At 64.1% G+C, this 20,082-nt stretch carries 20 protein-coding genes and 1 tRNA gene; 8 read left to right on the forward strand and 13 right to left on the reverse strand.

The window, feature by feature from the left end:
• Positions 1–86: 86 nt before the first annotated feature.
• The 4 genes from I6F09_RS07590 to I6F09_RS07605 form a co-directional block, all read right to left on the reverse strand.
• Positions 87–953 (reverse strand): MBL fold metallo-hydrolase, encoded by an 867-nt coding sequence (locus tag I6F09_RS07590; RefSeq protein ID WP_225140832.1) that lies wholly within the window; start codon positions 951–953, stop codon positions 87–89.
• Between the two features lie 15 nt (positions 954–968).
• A complete protein-coding gene (locus I6F09_RS07595; RefSeq protein WP_225187791.1) occupies positions 969–1,580 on the reverse strand; it encodes a glutathione S-transferase family protein in 612 nt (203 codons plus the stop codon).
• Positions 1,581–1,732: 152 nt separating this feature from the next.
• Entirely contained in the window at positions 1,733–2,575 is an 843-nt protein-coding gene (locus I6F09_RS07600) for a fumarylacetoacetate hydrolase family protein (RefSeq protein ID WP_035997147.1), read from the reverse strand.
• A gap of 84 nt (positions 2,576–2,659) precedes the next feature.
• On the reverse strand, positions 2,660–3,508 hold the full coding sequence (locus I6F09_RS07605; protein WP_225187792.1) for an MBL fold metallo-hydrolase: 849 nt from the start codon (positions 3,506–3,508) through the stop codon (positions 2,660–2,662).
• Positions 3,509–3,633: 125 nt separating this feature from the next.
• Here I6F09_RS07605 and I6F09_RS07610 point away from each other — a divergent pair, with 125 nt between their 5' ends.
• A complete protein-coding gene (locus tag I6F09_RS07610; RefSeq protein WP_035997316.1) occupies positions 3,634–4,110 on the forward strand; it encodes a DUF3775 domain-containing protein in 477 nt (158 codons plus the stop codon).
• Between the two features lie 160 nt (positions 4,111–4,270).
• Here I6F09_RS07610 and I6F09_RS07615 read toward each other — a convergent pair whose 3' ends face one another.
• The gene (locus I6F09_RS07615) at positions 4,271–5,053 is read right to left on the reverse strand and encodes an SDR family oxidoreductase (RefSeq protein ID WP_035997153.1); all 783 of its coding nucleotides are present in this window, start codon (positions 5,051–5,053) and stop codon (positions 4,271–4,273) included.
• Between the two features lie 139 nt (positions 5,054–5,192).
• Complete coding sequence (locus I6F09_RS07620; protein WP_225187793.1) at positions 5,193–5,705, reverse strand: CvpA family protein; 513 nt, start codon at positions 5,703–5,705, stop codon at positions 5,193–5,195.
• A 121-nt stretch (positions 5,706–5,826) separates the two neighbouring features.
• On the opposite strand from I6F09_RS07620, the gene I6F09_RS07625 reads away from it, so the two are divergent.
• Positions 5,827–6,588 (forward strand): SDR family oxidoreductase, encoded by a 762-nt coding sequence (locus tag I6F09_RS07625; RefSeq protein WP_225187794.1) that lies wholly within the window; start codon positions 5,827–5,829, stop codon positions 6,586–6,588.
• 72 nt (positions 6,589–6,660) lie between these two features.
• Here the strand turns inward: I6F09_RS07625 and I6F09_RS07630 are convergent, their stop codons facing one another.
• Entirely contained in the window at positions 6,661–8,259 is a 1,599-nt protein-coding gene (locus I6F09_RS07630) for a choline dehydrogenase (RefSeq protein WP_225187795.1), read from the reverse strand.
• A 387-nt stretch (positions 8,260–8,646) separates the two neighbouring features.
• Here I6F09_RS07630 and I6F09_RS07635 point away from each other — a divergent pair.
• Positions 8,647–8,723 (forward strand) — tRNA-Met (locus I6F09_RS07635).
• Positions 8,724–8,802: 79 nt separating this feature from the next.
• Here the strand turns inward: I6F09_RS07635 and I6F09_RS07640 are convergent.
• From I6F09_RS07640 to I6F09_RS07660, 5 genes are read right to left on the reverse strand one after another with little or no spacing between them, the layout of a single operon-like run.
• Entirely contained in the window at positions 8,803–9,570 is a 768-nt protein-coding gene (locus I6F09_RS07640) for an ABC transporter permease (RefSeq protein ID WP_225139423.1), read from the reverse strand.
• Positions 9,567–10,331: an ABC transporter permease subunit gene (locus I6F09_RS07645; protein ID WP_225140835.1), complete on the reverse strand. Its 765-nt coding sequence runs from the start codon at positions 10,329–10,331 to the stop codon at positions 9,567–9,569. Before I6F09_RS07645 ends, I6F09_RS07640 begins: the two co-directional genes overlap by 4 nt.
• A complete protein-coding gene (locus tag I6F09_RS07650) occupies positions 10,328–11,134 on the reverse strand; it encodes an ABC transporter ATP-binding protein (protein WP_225187796.1) in 807 nt (268 codons plus the stop codon). Before I6F09_RS07650 ends, I6F09_RS07645 begins: the two co-directional genes overlap by 4 nt.
• Positions 11,131–11,835: an FCD domain-containing protein gene (locus I6F09_RS07655; protein WP_225187797.1), complete on the reverse strand. Its 705-nt coding sequence runs from the start codon at positions 11,833–11,835 to the stop codon at positions 11,131–11,133. Before I6F09_RS07655 ends, I6F09_RS07650 begins: the two co-directional genes overlap by 4 nt.
• A 12-nt stretch (positions 11,836–11,847) precedes the next feature.
• Complete coding sequence (locus tag I6F09_RS07660) at positions 11,848–12,768, reverse strand: ABC transporter substrate-binding protein (protein WP_346730113.1); 921 nt, start codon at positions 12,766–12,768, stop codon at positions 11,848–11,850.
• Positions 12,769–12,881: 113 nt separating this feature from the next.
• Here I6F09_RS07660 and I6F09_RS07665 point away from each other — a divergent pair, with 113 nt between their 5' ends.
• Positions 12,882–13,871 carry a fumarylacetoacetate hydrolase family protein gene (locus tag I6F09_RS07665; RefSeq protein ID WP_225187799.1) on the forward strand — a complete coding sequence of 330 codons (990 nt, stop codon included), beginning with the start codon at positions 12,882–12,884 and terminating at the stop codon, positions 13,869–13,871.
• Positions 13,872–13,943: 72 nt separating this feature from the next.
• Positions 13,944–14,720, forward strand: a complete 777-nt coding sequence (locus tag I6F09_RS07670) for a cyclase family protein (RefSeq protein ID WP_225139418.1) — start codon at positions 13,944–13,946, stop codon at positions 14,718–14,720.
• A 66-nt stretch (positions 14,721–14,786) separates the two neighbouring features.
• Here the strand turns inward: I6F09_RS07670 and I6F09_RS07675 are convergent, their stop codons facing one another.
• Positions 14,787–15,764: a GlxA family transcriptional regulator gene (locus I6F09_RS07675; protein ID WP_225187800.1), complete on the reverse strand. Its 978-nt coding sequence runs from the start codon at positions 15,762–15,764 to the stop codon at positions 14,787–14,789.
• 107 nt (positions 15,765–15,871) lie between these two features.
• Between I6F09_RS07675 and I6F09_RS07680 the strand changes: the two genes are divergently transcribed.
• The 3 genes from I6F09_RS07680 (at position 15,872) to I6F09_RS07690 (ending at position 20,049) form a co-directional block, all read left to right on the forward strand.
• Positions 15,872–16,576 carry a DJ-1/PfpI family protein gene (locus I6F09_RS07680; RefSeq protein WP_225111534.1) on the forward strand — a complete coding sequence of 235 codons (705 nt, stop codon included), beginning with the start codon at positions 15,872–15,874 and terminating at the stop codon, positions 16,574–16,576.
• Between the two features lie 54 nt (positions 16,577–16,630).
• A complete protein-coding gene (locus tag I6F09_RS07685) occupies positions 16,631–17,857 on the forward strand; it encodes an ABC transporter substrate-binding protein (RefSeq protein ID WP_225187801.1) in 1,227 nt (408 codons plus the stop codon).
• Between the two features lie 578 nt (positions 17,858–18,435).
• The gene (locus I6F09_RS07690; RefSeq protein ID WP_225187802.1) at positions 18,436–20,049 is read left to right on the forward strand and encodes an acyl-CoA synthetase; all 1,614 of its coding nucleotides are present in this window, start codon (positions 18,436–18,438) and stop codon (positions 20,047–20,049) included.
• Positions 20,050–20,082: the final 33 nt, after the last annotated feature.

Genomic DNA, 20,082 nt, shown 5'->3' on the forward strand with positions numbered 1-20,082 from the left:
TTCTCCGCGGAGGCAGAAGTGGTGGGTTACGCTCGGCGTCTGCGCTTCGCGCAGCCGCAGAGCTAACCCACCCTACGACAGCCAGACTAAACCGCCACACATTCGAACGCGTTGCCCTTGCGCCTGATCTTCCCGACCGACGGCGAGGGGAAATGCGCGGTGCAGCACAGCGTGTCGGTGTCGCAATAGCGTTCCAGGAAGCTGCGGCGCGTTTTCGCGGCTTCGGCCGAATCGACGTCGAACTTGATTGACAGCTCCGGATAGAGCGTCTGCAGCGGTGAGTGGATGAGATCGCCCGAGAACACCGCATCGTCCTTGCCGCGGCCCATCGTGATGGCGATATGGCCCGGCGTATGGCCAGGTGTCGGCAGGATGCGGACGTGGTCGCCGATCTCGTGGTCGTTGCCGACGAGCTCGTGCCTGTTGGCCTCGACCACCGGCAACACGCTGTCGACGAAGGGCGGGATCTCCGTCTTCTCGTTCTGCGCGGACCAGTGATCGAATTCCTGCTTGGCGAACAAATAGCGCGCCTTGGGGAAGGTCGGCACCCAGCGGCCGTTCTCCAACCGCGTATTCCAGCCGACATGGTCGACATGCAGATGCGTGCACATCACAAAGTCGATGTCGTCGACCGAAAACCCCGCGGCGCCGAGGCCGCGCAAATAGGTGTCGTCGGTCTTCATGTTCCATTTCGGCCGCGGCCGCGGCTTGTCGTTGCCGATGCAGCTGTCGACCAGGATGGTGTGGTGCGGCGTCTTCACCACGTAGGACTGGAAGCACAGCAGCAGCACGTCCTCTTCGTCCAGCGCCTTCGCCTCGCGCATCCACGCCCGGTTCTCGGCCAGCACCTCGGCCGTCAGCCCCGGCAGCATCTCAAGCGCCGGGACGAACGAGGTCTCCTGCTCGATGACGCGATGGATGGTGAGATCGCCGACCGAGAATCTGAGGCTCATGAGAACTCCTGAACTCTATGCAGGTGGCGGCACCGAGATCTTCACCGAGGGCCGCTCCAGCATCTTCTGGTGGAAGGCGTCGAGCTTCGGATAGGCCTTGCGCCAGCCGCAATCGGCGAAGCGGAAGTCGGCATAGCCGAGCACGCAAACGAGGCCGATCTGCGAGATGTCGAACGGGCCGTTCAGCACGTCAGGCATGTTCTCGAAGCGCGCCATGCCGGTCCAGCCCCTGTTCCAGTGGTCGTCCGACCAAGCCTGCCATTGCAGGCCCTGCGGCCGCACCATCTTCTCGTAGCGGCACAGCAGCATGGAATCGAGCATGCCGTTGATCAGCGAGTGATTGGTCTTGGCTTTCCAGCGCCGCGGGCCGTAATCCGGGATCAGGCTGCCGCCGGCGATCTCGTTGAGATATTCGACGATGACATAGGAATCCAGGATCACGTCGTCGTCATTGGTGATCAGCACCGGCAGCTTCTTCAGCGGCGTGATCTTCGAATAATCCTCGTTGGCGGTGCCCGGCGTGACGCTCGCGGGCACGAGCTCGATCTTGTCGATCAGCCCGAGCTCGATCGCAGCGATGCGCACCTTGCGGGCAAAGGGCGAGGCGGGGGAGAAGGTGAGCTTCATGAGGATTCCCTGCAATCGATCTTGTGCGAACGGTGTCTCCTCGTCATGGCCGGGCTTGACCCGGCCATCCACGCCTTGCCGCGTAGTCAGACTGTGAGACGTGGATGCCCGGGTCAAGCCCGGGCATGACGACGGTGTATGATGCGTGCGGCTTACGCCGCCACGATCTCCTGGCGCTGCTCGCCGAGGCCCTCGATGCCGAGCGTGACGACGTCGCCGACATTGAGGAAGGTCGGCGGCTTCATGCCGAGGCCAACGCCGGGCGGGGTGCCCGTTGTGATGACGTCGCCGGGCAGGAGCGTCATGAACTGCGAGACATAGGAGATGCACTTGGCCATCGAGAAGATCATGGTCTTGGTCGAGCCGGTCTGGCGGCGCTGGCCGTTGACGTCGAGCCACATCGACAGGTTCTGCACGTCCTTGATCTCGTCCTTGGTGGCGAGCCACGGCCCGAGCGGGCCGAACGTGTCGTGCGACTTGCCCTTGGTCCACTGGCCCAGGCGCTCGATCTGGAAAGCGCGCTCGGAGACGTCGTTGCAGACGCAATAGCCGGCGACGTGGTTCAGCGCGTCGGCTTCCGAGACGTATTTGGCGCGGGTGCCGATGATGGCGGCGATCTCGACCTCCCAGTCGAGCTTGGTCGAGCCGCGCGGCTTCTCGACGGGATCATTCGGGCCCGACAGCGAGGTATTGGCCTTCATGAAGATGATCGGCTCGCTCGGAATCTCGGCGCCGGTCTCCTTGGCATGGTCGGAATAGTTGAGGCCGATCGCGACGAATTTCGAGATACCGGTGACGGGGGCGCCGAACCGGGGCTTGCCGGAGACGGCGGGCAGCGAGGCGGGATCGAGCGCGGCCAGCTTCTTCAGGGATTCAGGCGAATAGGCCTCGCCGGTGAGGTCCTTCAGATGCGCCGACAGGTCGCGCAACTGGCCGGATCTGTCGATCAGGCCGGGCTTTTCCGCACCCTTCTCGCCATAACGAACAAGCTTCATTCTCGTTTCTCCCTGGGAATGGACCGATCGGTTAACTGCTTCATGGAACAGGGCGGCGGGAAATTCAACCGCCCAAAACGGGCATCACCCCAGCGCCACGAACCTGAATGCGTCGCCGTCTCGCTTGATATGTCCGGCGGAATAATGACCGCCGATCACCAGTGTGGGTGTGTCGGCAAAGCGCGAGAACACCGCATGCCGGCTTGCCGCCGAACGCGCGGGATCAGTATCCACAGTCGAGCACCAGTCGAGATGGGCCATCTGGCAGGGATGATGGGCAACGTCGCCGGTCAGAAGCGCCTGCTCGCCGTCGGACTCGATCAGGACGCTCATGTGCCCCGGGCTGTGACCGGGAGTTGGGATCATTTCGATCTCCTCGCAAAGCCGATGGTCACTCGGAACCAGATCGGCCTGGCCGGCATCGACCACTGGCTTCACGGAGTCGTTGAACACCGCGACCTTGTCCGGCTCGGCCGTGTAATCACGCCAATGATCATATTCGGTCCTGCCGAAAACATAGCGCGCCTTCGGGAACGTCGGCACCCATCGGCCGTCAACCAGCCGCGTATTCCAGCCGACATGGTCGACGTGAAGATGCGTGCACAGCACGGCGTCGATGCTGTCAGGCGGAAACCCCGCCGCGGTCATGGTCTCCAAGAACGGCGTGCTGCGGTTGTTCCAGGTGGGGACGCCGCGGCCTTGCTTGTCGTTGCCGAGGCCGGTGTCCACCACGATCCGGCGCGTCGGCGTCTCCACCACCAGCGAGTGGATCGACATTTTCAGCCGGCCTTCGTCGGTGGCGAAATGCGGGATCAGCCAGGGCAGCTTCTGGATCTCGTCATGGGTGGCTGCCGGCAGGATGAAGCGGGTCGAGCCGACCGTCTCCATTTCGACGAATTTCGTGATCCTGACCTTGCCGACCTTCCACTGCATCCGCCGCCTCCCATTTTCTTGCTCTTGCGCTGGAACATGCACGTTTTCTGCCATCGGGCGCAATGGATCATCTGAGGTGATGTGGCGTTATCGCGGGGAACTGGATGCTAGCCGAAGAGGACGCCATGCCAGAGCTTGCGATTTCCGCGGAAAAGGTCGCCTTTATCATCGAGAAGGCGCGCGAATTCGACGTCAAGGAGGGGGCTTCTGATCCGGACTCCGGCTCGAACGCGGCCGACGACGATATGATGGACGTCCTCGACGACGATGGCTCCGATCCTGTCGTCCAGGAGCTCGGAAGCTTCATGATCGCCTTGAACGAGGACGAGCAGCTCGATCTCGTCGCGCTGACCTGGCTCGGACGCGGCGATGGCACGATCGATGACTGGGACGATCTGCGCGCCCGCGCGTCGGAGGCGCGCCGTGAATATGGCAGCCCACGCCGCGAAACGGTGCACTATCTGCTCGGCGAGCCCATGCTGGGCGATCTGCTCGCGAACGGGCTCGACGAATTCGGCATCGACTGGACCGATGAGCGCACCACCGCCGATTCCTCCGCTCCGAGCCAGCAGGATGAGGACGAGCCGACCAAGCAGCGGTGATGATTTTACCTCGCCCCGCTTGCGGGGAGAGGTGGGCGCGAAGCGCCGGGTGAGGGGGAGTCTCCGCGAGTCCGACTGTCACCGTGCTTTGCGGAGAGAGCCCCTCACCCCAACCCTCTCCCCGTAAGAACGGGGCGAGGGAGTACATCTGCAAACGCGACTACAGCGTCCCCGGGAACGCACCACCATCCAGCAGAATGTTCTGTCCGGTGATGAAGCCGGCCTTGGCGCCGCACAGGAAGGCGCAGGCATAGCCGAATTCGTCGGGCTGACCGAAGCGCCCCGCGGGGTTGAGCTTGGCGCGCTCGGCCAGGATCTGCTGCGGTGTGACACCGCGCTTGTCGGCTTCGCCCTTCGCGGTGCTGGTCAGGCGATCGGTCTCGAACGGGCCCGGCAGCAAGCCGTTGATGGTGACGTTGTTGATCACCGTCTTGCGCGACAGGCCGGCGATGAAGCCGGTGAGGCCGGCGCGCGCGCCATTGGAGAGGCCGAGAATGTCGATCGGCGCCTTCACCGCGGCCGAAGTGATGTTGACGATGCGGCCGAACTTGCGTGCCATCATGCCGTCGACCGTCGCCTTGATCAGCTCGATCGGGGTCAGCATGTTGGCGTCGATCGCCTTGATCCAGTCGTCGCGGGTCCAGTTGCGGAAATCGCCGGGCGGCGGGCCGCCGGCATTGTTGATCAGGATGTCGGGCTCGGGGCAGGCCTTCAGCACCGCCTCGCGGCCCGCCGGCGTCGTGATGTCGCCGACGATCTCGGTGACTGTCACGTCGGGATAGGCCTTGCGGATCTCGTCGGCGGTCTTCTTCAGCGCATCAGCGCCGCGCGCGGTCAGCGTGACGTCAACGCCGGCCTCCGCCAGCGAGAAGGCGCAGGCGCGCCCGAGGCCCTTGCTGGATGCACAGACGATGGCGCGGCGACCTTTGATCCCAAGATCCACTGTTTCACTCCCGTAAATGTCAGGCAGGTTTTGGACGGCGGCTACATTAGCCAACTGTGATGCCGCTGATAAGGGATCGGCCCGCACCAAAATGCATGGCGTGCGCTGCGGCGATGCAAATGCGCGGGCATGATCTGGACTAGATCCGCCGCTCCTGCTTGAGGCGGTCGATTGCGGCGGCAGCCTCCGGCGGCAGCGACTTGAAGCCCATCTGGCCCGCGGTCGAGAACAGCGGCCGCAGATGCGAGCCGGCGAGGAAGGGCGGCTGGCGGTTCGTCGGCACGATCTGATCAAACACCAGCACCAAGGTAGTGGCGACGAGGCCGACCCTGACGGCGCCGAGCGTCGCGCCGCCGAGCCGGTCGCCGATGCCGGCCTCGCCGATCGTGTCGTTCAGCGCGATGCGGCCGATATGGCCGAACAGCATGCCGACGACCACGAAGATGGCGAAGAACCAGATCCAGTTCTGCAGCAGCGGCGAGTTCGGATTGCCGGCGATCTGCGGTGCGATCAGCGGCATCAGCGCCACCGCGATCGGGGCGGCGAGCAGATAGGCGAGGATGGTCATGGCGCTGCGTAGCAGCCCGGTCCTGAACCCCAAGCCGACCGCGACTGCCAGCGCGGCATAGACGGCGAGATCGAAACTGTTCATGCGCGAAAGCCCTGCCTCGACGGAACGAATGAACGCCGAGCCGATCATTCCGGTTTCAGATCGCTAAAATCGTCTGTATTGGTGGCTCCAAAGCTTAAAGGAACCGTCCAAGGAACGCGTCATGTCAGACCTATTCGACGTCAGTAAAGAAACCATCCTCGTCACGGGTGCGAGCCAGGGGCTCGGCCGGCAATTTGCCCGGGTGCTGGCGGCGCATGGTGCGGCCGTGGCGCTCGCTGCGCGGCAGACCGACAAATTGAAGGGCCTGGAAGAGGAGATCCGCGGCAAGGGCGGCCGCGCCGCGGCGGTCGCGCTCGACGTCACCGACACTGCCTCGATCGCCAAGGCGGTCGATGCCGCTGAGGCCGCGCTCGGCCCCGTCACCGTGCTGATCAACAATGCCGGCATCGCCATCGAGAAGCTCGCGACCGAGCAGACCGAGGCGGATTGGGACGCCGTCATTGGTGCCAATCTCAAAGGCGCCTATTTCCTCGCAACCGAAGTGGCGCGGCGCATGATCGCGCGCAAGCAGCCGGGCAACATCGTCAACATCGCCTCCGTGCTCGGCACTGGCGTCTTGAAGGCGCTCTCGCCTTACGCGATCTCCAAGGCCGGCATCTTCCAGGCGACGAAAGCGATGGCGCTCGAGCTCGCTGGCCAGAACATCCGCATCAACGCGCTTGCGCCCGGCTATATCGATACCGAGATGAACCACGCCTTCTGGTCGACGCCGGCAGGCGAGCGCCTCGCCAAGCGCATCCCGCAACGCCGCGTCGGCGCCGAGTCCGATCTCGACGGCGCGATTCTGCTGCTGGCGTCGAATGCGTCGCGCTACATGACGGGCAGCGTCGTGACCGTAGACGGCGGGTTCTTGCTGAGTTGAGCCCAACTGTCGTCCCGGATCGGCGCTTACGCTTGTCCGGGACGACAGCGGCATATGACGCGAAACCGTCGCCTAACTCGCCCGCATCTCCCCCCGGATCATATCCGCCGCCTTCTCCCCGATCATGATGGTCGGCGCATTGGTGTTGCCGCCGATCAGCGTCGGCATGATCGAGGCGTCGACCACGCGCAATCCTCCGACGCCATGCACCGTCAACGCCGGATCGACCACGGCCATCGCGTCCGTGCCCATCTTGCAGGTGCCGACGGGGTGATAGACGGTGTCGACACGCGCGCGCAGAATGGCGCGGATGTCGTCATCCGTTCTCACGTCGGATGTGAACATGTCCTTCTTCTGTAGCGCCCGCATCGCAGGCGTCTCCATCAGTCGCCGCGTCGTCTTGAAGCCGGCGACCATCGCCTCGAGATCCTCCGCCTCGCCCAGAAAGTTCGGGTCGATCATCGGCGCTGCGAGCGGATCGGCGCTTTTCAGCCAAATGCTGCCGCGGCTCTTCGGCCTGAGCAGACAGAAATGGCATGAGAAGCCCGCCTCCTTGTGCTTCTTGCGGCCGTGGTCGTCGAGCATCGCGATGACGAAGTGGAGCTGGATATCAGGTACGTCGAGATCAGGCCGGGTTTTCAGGAAGCCGCCGCATTCGGCGAAATTGGTGGTCATCACGCCGCGCCGCTCGCGGCGATATCGCTGGATACCGCGCAGCAGGGATGGCAACCGACTGATCGAGGCGTGAACGAAGTGCGGATAGTCGGAGGCGTAGACGAACACGAAGTCCGGATGGTCCTGCAGATTGCGCCCGACGCCCGGCAGGTGATGCACGACGTCGATGCCGTGGGCGGCAAGCGCATCGCCATCGCCAATGCCCGACAGCATCAATAGCTGCGGCGACTGGAAGGCGCCGGCGGCGAGGATCACCTCGCCGCGGGCGCGCAGCTGCCTTGTCTGCCCGCCCTGCACATATTCGATGCCGACGGCGCGCCCTGCTTCGAACAGGATCTTCGTTGCCTGCGCTCCCGTCTCGACCCGCAGATTCGGCCGCTTGCCGAGATGAGGAGCCACATAAGCCCGCGCCGCGCTCCAGCGCTCGCCGCCCCGCTGGGTCACCTGGTAGCTGCCGAGCCCTTCATGGTCCTCGGCATTGAAGTCCTCGCGGATGCGGAACTGCGCCTCGCGCGCGGCCTGATGGAAGACGTCATGGATCGGATTGTCCGAGCGCAGCCGGTTGACATGCAGCGGGCCGCCCTTGCCGTGATATTCGCCGTCGAAATCGGCGTTGTCTTCCGAACGTTTGAAATAGGGCAGCACGTCCGCATACGACCAGCCGGCATTGCCGAGCGCGGCCCAATGGTCGTAATCCCATTTGTGGCCGCGGATATAGACCATGGCGTTGATCGCCGAGGAGCCGCCGAGGCCCTTGCCGCGCGGCTGATAGCCGATGCGGCCGTTCAATCCCTTCTGCGGCACGGTATCGAAGGCCCAGTTGGCCGCGGCATAGGGCAACGCGAGCCCGAATGGCGTCGTGATCCGCCAGGTGTCGTTGCGTCCCCCTGCATCAAGCAGCGCGACGGATGTGCCCGCATCCTCCGACAGTCGCCCCGCAATTGTGCAGCCGCCCGAGCCCGCGCCCACGACGACGAAATCGAATGTGTCGGTCAATGTTGTTTCCCCCCGTTTACCGTCATTCTGGGGCGCGCGAAGCGCGAACCCGGAATCTCGAGGTTCGCTTCGCCTCCCGGAACGGCACCCCGGTGTTTTCGGCCTTAATCTTGTTGCCGCAGGCTGGCCGTTTGTGGAACTTCTGGCAAGAGCGCGCGGAACGGCGCGGAAACTCGTCGATTCCCCTGTCATAAAGTCGAAAAAAACGTTCCCGCAGCCCTTTCCAAAGGCAGCCCGCCTTGATACATACCCCCCGCACCCGACGGGCATTGCCCCTCGGGTCGCCTTCCAAGGAAGCCTTTGGGACGGAAGTGGAAAGCCAGCGCGACCAGCGCCGGCCTCAACCGACCGTCCCCAGGATTTAACCGAAGGCACGCAAAGCTTTAACGCGGGGTGGAGCAGCCCGGTAGCTCGTCAGGCTCATAACCTGAAGGTCATAGGTTCAAATCCTATCCCCGCAACCAAATTCGGATTGACCGGATCCGAGACGAAAACGGCCCGCGCGAAGCGGGCCGTTTTTGTTTTGGCGATGGGATCGCCGCGCTACCTCGCCGCGGTCTGCCAGGCGAGTAGCCGCTGCTCGACCAGTGACATCGCAATCGACGTCAAATATCCGGTCGCGCCGAGCAGGATGACGCCGGCGAAGAGGTCGGCGGACCGGAACGCGCGTGCCGAGAGCAGCACCCAGTGACCAAGGCCGTCGAGGCCGGCCAGGATCTCGCAGACCACCGAGAGGATCAGCGCGACGGTCAGGCTGAGCCGCATGCCCGCGAGGATATCCGGCAATGCCGAGGGCAGGGCGATCTTGGCGATGATTGCGGTGCGCGACATCTGCAGCGAGCGGGCGACCTCATAGAGCCGCGGCTCGACTGCGGCAAAGCCGTGAACGGTTGCGAGCATGATCGGCCAGATCGCGCCGAAGGCGATCACGAACAGCGCCATGCCTTGCGTCAGCCCGAGCATCGCGATTGCGACCGGGATGATCGCCGAGACCGGCAGGGGCCTTAAGAATTCCAGCGACGGCGCGACATAGGCGCGCATCATCCGGGACGAACCGATCAGCGCGCCAAGCGCAATGCCGGCGATCGAGGCGGCGAACCAGCCATAGGCCATGTGCTCCAGCGTGCCGATGAGCTTGCCCGCGAGATCGCCGCTGGAAAAGCCGCGCACCAAAGCGGCCCAGGCGCGGTCCGGACCGGGCAGGAACACCGGCGACACTAGCTTCAGATTGGCGACGAGTTGCCACGCCGCGATGAAGCCGGCTGCGACGAGGGCGCTTGCCAAACGCCAGAGGATCGCGGTGCGCTTCATGGATGGTCTCCGGCGAGCGCGGCGCGGCCGAACAGACGGCGCTGGGCGGCGATCAACAGCATGTTCAGCGCGTAGCCGATCGCGCCGATCCAGACGAGATAGGCGAGCATCAGGTCGGCGCGCAGGGCCTGCTGCGCCAGCATGATGCCGGCACCCAAGCCGATCGGGTTGATGGCGATCTCGACGGTGACTGCGACGATCAGGGCGATGCCGGCCGACAGGCGGAAGGCGACGAAGATCCGCGGCAGTGCGGCCGGGATCACGATCTTCGCGATCCGTTGCGGCGCGCTCAGCCGCAAGGCCCGCGACACTTCCATCAATCGCGGCTCGATGCTGCGCACTGCGCTGCGCGTCATGATCAGCATCGGCCAGACGCAGGCGAACGCCACGATCACGATCTCCATGCGGTAGCCGAAGCCGAGCGCGATCAGCGCAATCGGTAGCAGCGCGATCGAGGGAATCGGGCGGATCGCCTCGACCGTCACCTCCATCAGCCGGTCAAGCGGACGCGAAATGCCGAAGGCGATGCCGAGCGCAAGCCCGATGGCGCTGCCGATGGAAAGACCCGCGAAGGCAGCGAACAGCGTGTCGCGGGTCGCGATCGGGATCGAGAGATCGGCGAGCGCCGTGGCCAGCGCCGCGAGGATTGCGCTCGGCGGCGCCAGGCTGTCGCTTTGCAGATGGGTGAGGCGCGCCCAGAGCTCAAACGCCAGCACCAGCGCCAGCGGCAGCAGCAAGGGCTTGGTGCGATCGAGGCTCAATGCTCGGTCGCCTTGATGAAGTCGAACAATTGCCGGCGCAGCCGCAGGAATTCCGGATGCTCGCGGGTGGCGAGCTGGTCGCGCGGACGCGGCAGGTCGACGTCGAGCTCGATCCCGATCCGGCCGGGATGTGGCAAGAGGCCGATGACGCGGTCGCCGAGATAGATCGCCTCGTCGAGATCGTGGGTCACGAAGATCACGGTGGTCTCGCTCGCCTGCGTCAGCGACAGGACCTCGTCCTGCAAGCCCTGCCGCGTCATCGCATCCAGCGCGCCGAACGGCTCGTCCATCAGCAGGGTGGTCGGCTCCTGCGCAAGGCAGCGCGCGATCTGCAGGCGCTGCTGCATGCCCCCTGACATCTCGGTCGGATATTTGTCGGCATGACCGGGCAGTCCGACCTTCCGCAGCAGCGCCTCGATGCGTGCGCCGCGTTCGCGCGCCGGCACGCGCGATGCTTCCAGCGCCAGCGAGATGTTTCCGGCCGCGGTCCGCCACGGCAACAGCGCCTTGCCGTAATCCTGGAACACGATCGCGACCTCACGCCGAGGCTCGGTGATCGGCTCGCCCTCAAACGTTACCGCGCCGCTGGTGGGGCGGTAGAGGCCCGCGGCGAGCCGCAGCGCCGTGGTCTTGCCGCAACCGGAGGCGCCGACGATGCAGAGGAATTCGCCCGGCCTCACCTGAAGATCGAGATTCTCGATGATGGTCTTGCCGCCGAGCCGCAGCGTCGCGGCGTTGAACGCGATCAGCGGTTTCTGCCGGCGCGCGGCGCGCACCTCAATGAGCCTTGCAACGACGCTCATGATTGTTCCCCGCTCACCTGCGGATAGACGAAATCGATGGTCGAGTGCAGATGCGCCGCCAGCATTTTTTGCGCGGCGGCCACGTCGCGGGCGAGCACGTGGTCGGCGAGCATCTGGTGACTGCGGATGAACCTTTCGCCGCTGTCGATAACGCCCATCATCACGCGGCGGTAGCGGTAGGCCTGGTCGTAGAGGTCGGAGTGGGCGGCCAGCATGCGCCGCGAGCCGCAGGCGGCGAGCAGCGCGGTGTGGAAGCCCTTGTGCAGCCGGTCGAACTCCGCCGCGCCCTCGCGGAATTCATTGCCGGTGCGTTCGATGTGTCGGCGCATCTGGTGCAGCGCGCTGATGATGCCGGCCTCCCAGGCAGCATCGCCGCGGAGGATGGCGAGCTTGACCGCCTCGATCTCGACCGCCGTCCGCATGCAGGTGATGTCGGCGAGATCTTCGCGGCTGACCTCGGCGACGCGGAAGCCGCGCTGGCCGATGCCGACGATGAGGCCGCGCGACATCAACCGCGAAAGGCCTTCGCGCAGGGGCGTGGCGCCGATATCGTAACGTTGCACGAGGTCGAGGATGCCCAGCCGCGATCCCGGTGCGAGATCTCCCGCCAGGATGTCCTGCTCGATGAGGTTTGCGGCACGCTCGCTCAAGGTGCCGGCTTCCGTCGGCAGGCGTTCGAGAGTGCGCTCGGGAGCTGGCATCGTCGATATCCCTTAGTTCAGCACCAGTTTCGCGGTGTCGAGCTTCGATTGCAGCATCTTCTGCGACGACATCACCTCGATCCACCAGCTGAGGTTTTGCGGCTTGAGGTTCGGCTCGGACTGGTTCGGCGGCGTCGCCTTGACGAGATCGAGCGGCTGCTTGGTGAACTTGGCGATCGAGGCCGAGGCCTTCTCGCGGTCGCTGTTGACGATCGCGGCGGCCTCCGCGACGGCCTCGCGAAACTTCTTCACGGTGGCCACATTCTTCTCCGCCCAGTCGCGCGATGCGGCATAGAAGATGATCGGATCGGTGCGGCCGAGCTCGGCACCGTAGCGCGCGCCGACCGAGCCGAGCCCCGCATTGCTCATGCGCGTGACGAACGGTTCGGCCGTGAGCACGGCATCAACGCCGCCCGACTTGATGATGTCGGCCATGGTGGGGAAGGTGACTTCGACGAAATTGACGCTTTTGGGATCGACGCCTTTTTCGACCAGCCATTTCACGAACAGCACATGGAGAAAGGCGTTCAGGCCGGGCGCGCCGACCTTCTTGCCGATGAAATCCTTCGGATCCTTGATGGTGATGCCGTTGCGGACGAAGGCGGCGATCGCGGTGTTCGAGGTCGGATTCATGACCGAGGCGCCGGCGATCGCGACGAGGTCGAGGCCGCCGTCGACGGCCTGGAGGAAGACGGTGGAGGTGGGGCCGCCGACCTGAATCGAGTTCGACAGGATCGCCGCCGGGATGTTGGAGTTGATCGCGATCGGCGTCATCTCGACTTGCAGCCCATGCTTTTTGAAAATGCCTTCGTCGACCGCGACCATGGCCGAGGCGCAGTCGGAGGTCGCGGTGCAGCCGATTTGGATCTTGGCTTGCGCCAGCGCAGGTGCCGTCAAGCCAGCAGACATCCCCAACACGAGACCTGCCAACATCGCTGTGATCTGCGTTCGCCCCACTGCGCTCCTCCTCATTTTATATTTTTCGTTCTTGTTTATCGATATTTTATCTGATCATATATTCGAAACGATGACAAGGGGTGCCCAAGGTGAAGCTCGCAACATTCAGATCGGCCGGTCAGGAGAAGATCGGAGCCGTCCACAGCAATGACAGCCAGGTGTTCGACCTCGTTGCCGCGGCCGCACGGGACGACGGGGCCGATCCGGCCTTCGGCTCGATGCTGGCGCTGATCGACGCCGGGCCCCGTGCGCTGGATCGGGCCCGGGCTCTGCTGGACAAGCATGGTCAGGACGCGACGCTGTCGGCGGCGGTCAGCGCCGTCGACATCCTCGCGCCGGTGCCGGAGCCGAGGCAAATGCGCGACGGCATGTCGTTCCCCTTGCACATCCTGCAAGCGCCGCGCGGGCAGCTGAAGCTCGCCGCACGCGCGAGGGGCGACATGGCGGAATTGGCGCGCATCGACGCCGAGCCGCTCGGCGAATTGCCCGAGGTCTATCGCAAGCAGCCGATCTTCTACATCACCAACCGCTTCAGCGTCCGCGGCACCAACACCACAGTGAAATGGCCGCGCTACAGCAAGGTGATGGACTACGAGCTCGAATTCGGGATCATCACCAAGAACAAGGGCGCGAACATTTCCGCCGCGAAAGCCAAGGATCACATCTTCGGCTACACCATCTTCAATGATTTCTCCGCGCGCGACGCCCAGCGCATCGAGATGGAGGGACGGCTCGGCCCTGCCAAGGGCAAGAGTTTTGACGGCGGCAACGTGATGGGGCCCTGGATCGTGACACCCGATGAGATCGGCGATCCCTATCATTTGAAGATGGAAGCGCGCGTCAACGGCGAGACCCGCTCGAAAGGCGTGAGTGAGGGCATGCTGTTTTCTTTCGAGGAGATCATCGCGCACGTCTCCCAGGACGAGACGCTGATGCCCGGTGAATTCATCGGCTCCGGTACGGTCGGCAATGGCTGCGGCCTCGAGCTCGGCTGGTTTCTCGAGCATGGCGATACGATCGAGCTCGAGGTCGAGAAGATCGGCATTTTGAAGAATCGCGTCGAGCGGCAAGAAACCTGAAGGGGGCGTCTGAAGGCGCGCTTGAAGCGACGCCTGACTGCCGCCAACGAGAACAATCAACGAGGAAGCGCCATGACGAGCAAGCTGATCGACATCTCCGTCCCCCTCCAGAACGACGTGCCGGCCGACCCGCCTGGCAATCATCCGACGATCCAGTACATCAATCATCAGCAGGGCCTGCCGCGCATGCTGCAGTTCTTCGATGGACTGAAGGCCGAGGATCTGCCTGATGGCCAGGGCTGGGCGGTGGAGCAGGTCAGTCTCTCCACCCACAACGGCACGCATCTCGACGCGCCCTGGCATTTTCACCCGACCATGAATCGCGGCGAGCGGTCCTGGACCATCGACGAGGTGCCGTTGGAATGGTGCTTCCAGCCCGGCGTGAAGCTCGACTTCCGGCACTTGCCGGACGGCTATGTCGCGACGGCCAAAGACGTCGAGGCCGAGCTCAAGCGCATCGGCCACGAGCTGAGGCCGCTCGAGATCGTCGTGGTCAACACCAGCGCCGGCGCCAAATATGGCCGGCAGGACTACGTCACCTCGGGCTGCGGCATGGGCTACGAAGCAACCATGTACCTGCTCGAGCGCGGCGTGCGCCTGACCGGCACCGATGGCTGGAGCTGGGACGCGCCGTTCGTTCACACCGCGAAGAAATATGCCGAGACGAAAGACGCCAGCCTGATCTGGGAAGGCCACAAGGCCGGACGCCATATCGGCTATTGTCATCTCGAGAAGCTGCACAATCTCGAACAGCTGCCGCCAACCGGCTTCAAGGTGTCATGCTTCCCGGTGAAGATCGAGCGAGCCTCGGCGGGATGGACGCGAGCGGTCGCGATTTTGGAGGGGTAGCTTATTGTCCCGTTGGGCGCCCATGGCGTCAAAAGGTCGAGCCACCCCGCCCGTCGCTTGTTGTCTCTACCCTTGATGGAATCGAACCCGGTAGTCATGCGGCAGCACGTTCAGGCGGCGGCGGAACGCGCGGCGTAGATGCTCCTCGCTCTGAAAGCCTGCGCGCGCGGCGATTTCCTTGATAGGGGAGGCGGACTCTTCCAGCGCGCGCCGGGCAGCCTCGACGCGAAGCTCTTCGACCGCCTTGGCGGGCGTGCGGCCGGTCTTCTGGCGAAACACGCGCGCGAAGGTGCGCGGGCTCATGCCCGCTCGTTCGGCGAGACTTTCGACACGCAAATCGCGGCCGAGATTTTCTTGCATCCAGCTCGAAATTTTTTCGAGAGCCCGATCTTCCGAGGCCTGCATTGACAGCGGCACGCTGAATTGCGCCTGCCCGCCGGGCCGCTTGAGGAAAACGACGAGGCGCCGCGCGATGCGCATGGCCTCGCGATGGCCGAGATCATCTTCCAGCAGCGTGAGCGCCAGATCGATGCCGGCCGTCACGCCTGCCGATGTCCAGATGCCGCCGTCATGCACGAAGACCGGGTCGACCTGAACCGAAACGTCGGGATGTTTTGCGCGCAGCAGGTCACAGGAACCCCAATGGGTGACCGCGCGCCGCCCGCGCAGCAGCCCGGCTGCGGCGAGGATGAATGTGCCCGTGCAGACCGAGCAGACGCGCCTTGCCTTCGGCGCTGCCAGGCGAAACCAATCGACCAGCGCGGCTTCTGCAGCGGCGCGATGGACGCCGGGACCGCCACCCACCATGAGGGTGTCGATGTTCTTGTGGTCGCAGTCAGCGAGGGCGGTCGTCATCACCTCCAGACCGGACGAGGTTTTGACCGACCCGCCTTTCAACGAGCAGATCTGCCAGACATAGGGCGCGCGCCCCGCTTTCGACGTTTCGCAGGCCAGTTCGAAGGCCTGTAGCGGTCCGGCAAAGTCGAGCAGCAGACACTCGTCGAAAAGGACGAAGACCACGCGGCGGGGGGCGGAACGGGCCATTGGCAGCGCCTTGAGCAGGGAAGGCTTGGCAGGAATTGCGTGTGTTATGACATTTCGGCAAAGGCCCTCCGCTGTCAACATGAGTTATCCAACGTTAGGAGGGCTCCATGTCCGGCAAGCGGATCGAAATCGGAATTCTGTACTATCCTGGGATGACGCAACTGGACGTCACCGGACCATTCGAAGTTTTTGCCCGTCTGCCGAACGTCCGCATGCACCTGCTGTGGAAGCGCATCGAGCCCGTCGTCAGCGACGTCGGTCTGCCGCTGCTGCCAACCACGACCTTTGCCGACTGCCCGGATCTGGACGTGTTCTGCATCGGCGGCGGTCCGGGACAAGTCGCCACCATGGACGATGACGAGGTGATTGCCTTCGTTCGCGACAAGGGTGGATCGGCGCGCTACATCACCTCAGTTTGCGCCGGCTGTCTGATCCTCGGCGCCGCGGGCCTCATCGATGGATACAGGTCAGCCTGCCATTGGCTGATGAGCGACCAGCTTGCTGCGTTTGGCGCCATCGCCGTCGACGAACGCGTCGTGGTCGACCGCAACCGCATTTCCGGCGGTGGGGTCACCGCCGGTATCGATTTCGGTTTTCAGGTTGCCGCCGAACTCTGCGGCGAAGACGTTGCAAAAAACCTCCAGCTGATGCTGGAATATCAGCCGCAGCCGCCGTTCGACATCACCGTGCAGAATGCGCCGCGTGAGCTGATTTCCCGCATGCGCCGCGAGGCCGAACCTTGGCTGCAAAAGCGCGCAGCCGCGGTGCAGAAGGCGGTTTCTAAACTCAAGGCGAGAGCAACGGCGGCTTAAGCTGTTCGAGACAGGGAGGAAAGGCACAAGCGCCCTTATTGGAAAGGTGTTCGCATGAACTGGCACGGCCGCATCGCTACGCTTCTCGTCGTTGGGACTTTCATCGCATCTTTTCTGCCCACCCACGCCGCCGAACTCTCCGGTCGCGTGGTCCGGATCGGCATCATCAATGACCAGGCCGGGCCATTGTCCGACCTGTCGGGATCGGGCTCCGTGGCGGCAGCCAGGATGGCGGCGGAAGACTTTCAGAAACTGGTGCCGTCGATCAATGTCGAGATTTTGGCCGCCGATCACCAGAACAAGCCCGATATCGGCGTCGGCATTGTCCGCAAATGGTTCGACGTCGACGGCGTCGACATGGTCGCCGACGTCTCCAATTCGGCCGTGGGGCTGGCGATCCAGTCGCTGGCGCGTGACAAGAACAAGATTGCGGTCTACTCGGCGGTGGCGACCACCGAACTGACGGGCAAACAATGTTCGCGAAACGGCCTGGCGTGGCTGCACGATTCCTACAATCTGGTGTCGGGACCGATCCGCACCCTGGTCAGCCAGGGCTACGACACCTGGTTCTTCATCGCGGCCGATTACGCGTTCGGCAAGAACATGGTGTCGGAATCGCAGCGCGTGCTGGCGGCGGCGGGCGGCAAGTCGCTCGGCGCGGTGTATCACCCGATTGGCAACGCGGACTACAGCTCTTTCATCCTGCAGGCGAAGGCGTCCGGCGCCAAGGCGATCGCCTTCGCCAATGCCGGCGACCAGCTCGTCAACCTGATGAAGCAATGGAACGAGTTCGGCATGAACACGGGAAGCCAGAAGCCGGTGGCCGAACTGATGTTCGACACTGATGTTCATGCGATGGGCCCGAAAACCGCCAAGGGCCTGACCACGCTGACGGCATGGTACTGGGCGTTGGATGACGAGAGCAGGGCGTTCGGCCAGCGCTTCTTCAAGCTTCGCAGCGCCATGCCCACGGCACCGCAAGCCGCGGTCTATTCCGGCGTCAGCCACTATCTGAAAGCAGTCGCTGCCGCAGGCACGGATGCGACGGATCCAGTGCTGGAGAAGATGCGCTCGACGCCCGTCGACGATTTCTACGCACGCGGCGCGAGGTTGCGCGACGACGGCAAGCTCGTGCACGACTTCTATCTTGTGCAGGTGAAGGATCCGTCCGAGGTCAAGGCACCCTGGGAGTACTATAACGTGCTCGAGAAAATTCCAAGCGGCGAAGTCTACGCTTCGCTGGCTGACAGTGAATGCCCACTGGTCAAGCGGGGCAATTGAGGTTGGAGTGCCAATCCCGCGACCTGATGGATAATCGTGATCGTGAGCTTGGTCGGCGCGCATTACGGTGACGGTGCTGGACCGCGCCACGGTGACAGTGCTGGACCGCGCCAACTCCGACTGTGCATCGGCCAACGTTGGAGAAAACAAAAAGGCCTGACGAGCCTCAACCGCGCAACTCGCTCGCCGAAAGGCGCCGCCACATCCCGGCCCGCCCGACCTCCTGCGATGATGCCACTATGCTCCTGTTTTGCCCGACGAAGCAAATCGCGAGAGACCCCATTCGGAATGGGCGGCAACGATCGCGGCCAATTCGCCTCGGCTCGCTTGGGCGAGCCGGACAGGCGAGTCACCACGATTCCTCGGCCTCTTGGCTCCTGAAAGCCTGCCCGACCCGCACCCAATCCGGCTCCACACCTAACCCATTGATCTTGCAGCCCCCGTCTACTGTGCATGGGGTTGTTTTCGCGAGTTTTGATCTGCCCCGTGCAATTTGACGTCGCTGACAGCGCCGACTACGTTCCGCGAAACACGAAAGCTCGCGAGCGTTGAGCCGAGCGAAATTCCACGGGGAAGAAATGACCGGCGACACCGCAGTCACCATCTCGAAAGCGCGCGAGCATTCCATCGGCGATCTTCTGCGCCGCTCCGCAGGCCGCGAGCCGAACAAGCTCGCGGTGAGCTGCGGCGATGTCAGCTGGAGCTTTGCCGAGATGGATGCGATCTGCAACCGGCTCGGCCGCGGCCTGCTCGGGCTCGGCGTCGGGAAGGGCGATCGCCTCGCCGTGCTCTCGCGCAACTCGCACGCCTTCGCGGCGCTGCGCTTCGCGGCCGCACGGATCGGCGCGGTGCTGGTGCCGATCAACTTCATGCTCAATCCGGACGAGATCAACTTCATCCTGAAGAGCTCCGGCGCAAAGCTGCTCGCGACCGGTCCCGATTTCGTCGGGCCGGCACGCGCGGCGAGCGCGAAGGATTGCGCGGTCGAGAAGATGATCTGGCTGCCGGGCGAGGATCCGGCCGCGGCGCCTGCCGACCTCACCACCTTCGATGATCTATTGCATCCCGACGGGTCGTTCCTGGACGCCTCGGTCGATAGCCGCGATCTCGCGCAGATCGTCTACACCTCGGGCACGGAATCGCTGCCCAAGGGCGCGATGCTGACCCATGAAGCCGTGATGTGGCAGTATGTCAGCTGCATCATCGATGGCGGCATGAGCGTGGACGACAAGTTCCTGCACGCTCTGCCGCTCTATCATTGTGCGCAGCTGGATGTGTTCCTGGGTCCGCAGGTCTATCTCGGCGCCTCCGGCGTGATCACGGGCAAGCCGACCGCCGACAACATCCTGGCGCTGATCCAGGCGCACAGGATCACCTCGTTCTTCGCGCCGCCGACGATCTGGATCGCGATGCTGCGCTCGCCGAACTTCGACAAGACTGATCTGTCGACGTTGCAGAAGGGGTATTACGGCGCCTCGATCATGCCGGTGGAGGTGCTGCTCGAATTGCAGCGCCGGCTGCCGGCCGTAAAGTTCTGGAATTTCTACGGCCAGACCGAGATCGCGCCGCTCGCGACCGTGCTGCGGCCGGAGGATCAGCTCCGCAAGGCCGGCTCCGCCGGCAAGCCCGTGCTCAACGTCGAGACGCGCGTCGTCAACACGGCGATGGAAGACGTCAAGGTCGGCGAAGTCGGCGAGATCGTGCATCGCTCGCCGCATCTGCTCTCCGGCTATTACAACGACCCGGTCAAGACCGCAGCGGCATTCACCGGCGGCTGGTTTCATTCCGGCGATCTCGCCACGGTCGACGAGGAAGGCCACATCACCGTGGTCGACCGCGTCAAGGACATGATCAAGACCGGCGGCGAGAACGTCGCGAGCCGCGAGGTCGAGGAGATGGTCTATCGCATCCCGGAGGTCTCCGAAGTCGCGGTCGTCGGCCTGCCCGATCCGCGCTGGATCGAGGCGGTGACCGCCATCGTCGTGGTCAAGACCGGGGCAAAGCTCGACGAAGAAACCGTCATCAGACATTGCGCCGGCCATATGGCCCACTTCAAGGTGCCCAAGCGCGTGATCTTCGTGGACGCCCTGCCGAAGAATCCGAGCGGCAAGCTGCTCAAGCGCGAGCTGCGCCAGCACTTCGTCGGCGGCGAGACGCTCGACAAGGCGGTGCAGAAGAGCTTTGGGACGTAGCAGGCGCCGTTCCGGCGCCGTCGCGGCGAACTC

It is taken from the genome of Bradyrhizobium sp. IC3195 (genome assembly GCF_020193585.1).
GTDB classification, from domain to species: domain Bacteria; phylum Pseudomonadota; class Alphaproteobacteria; order Rhizobiales; family Xanthobacteraceae; genus Bradyrhizobium; species Bradyrhizobium yuanmingense.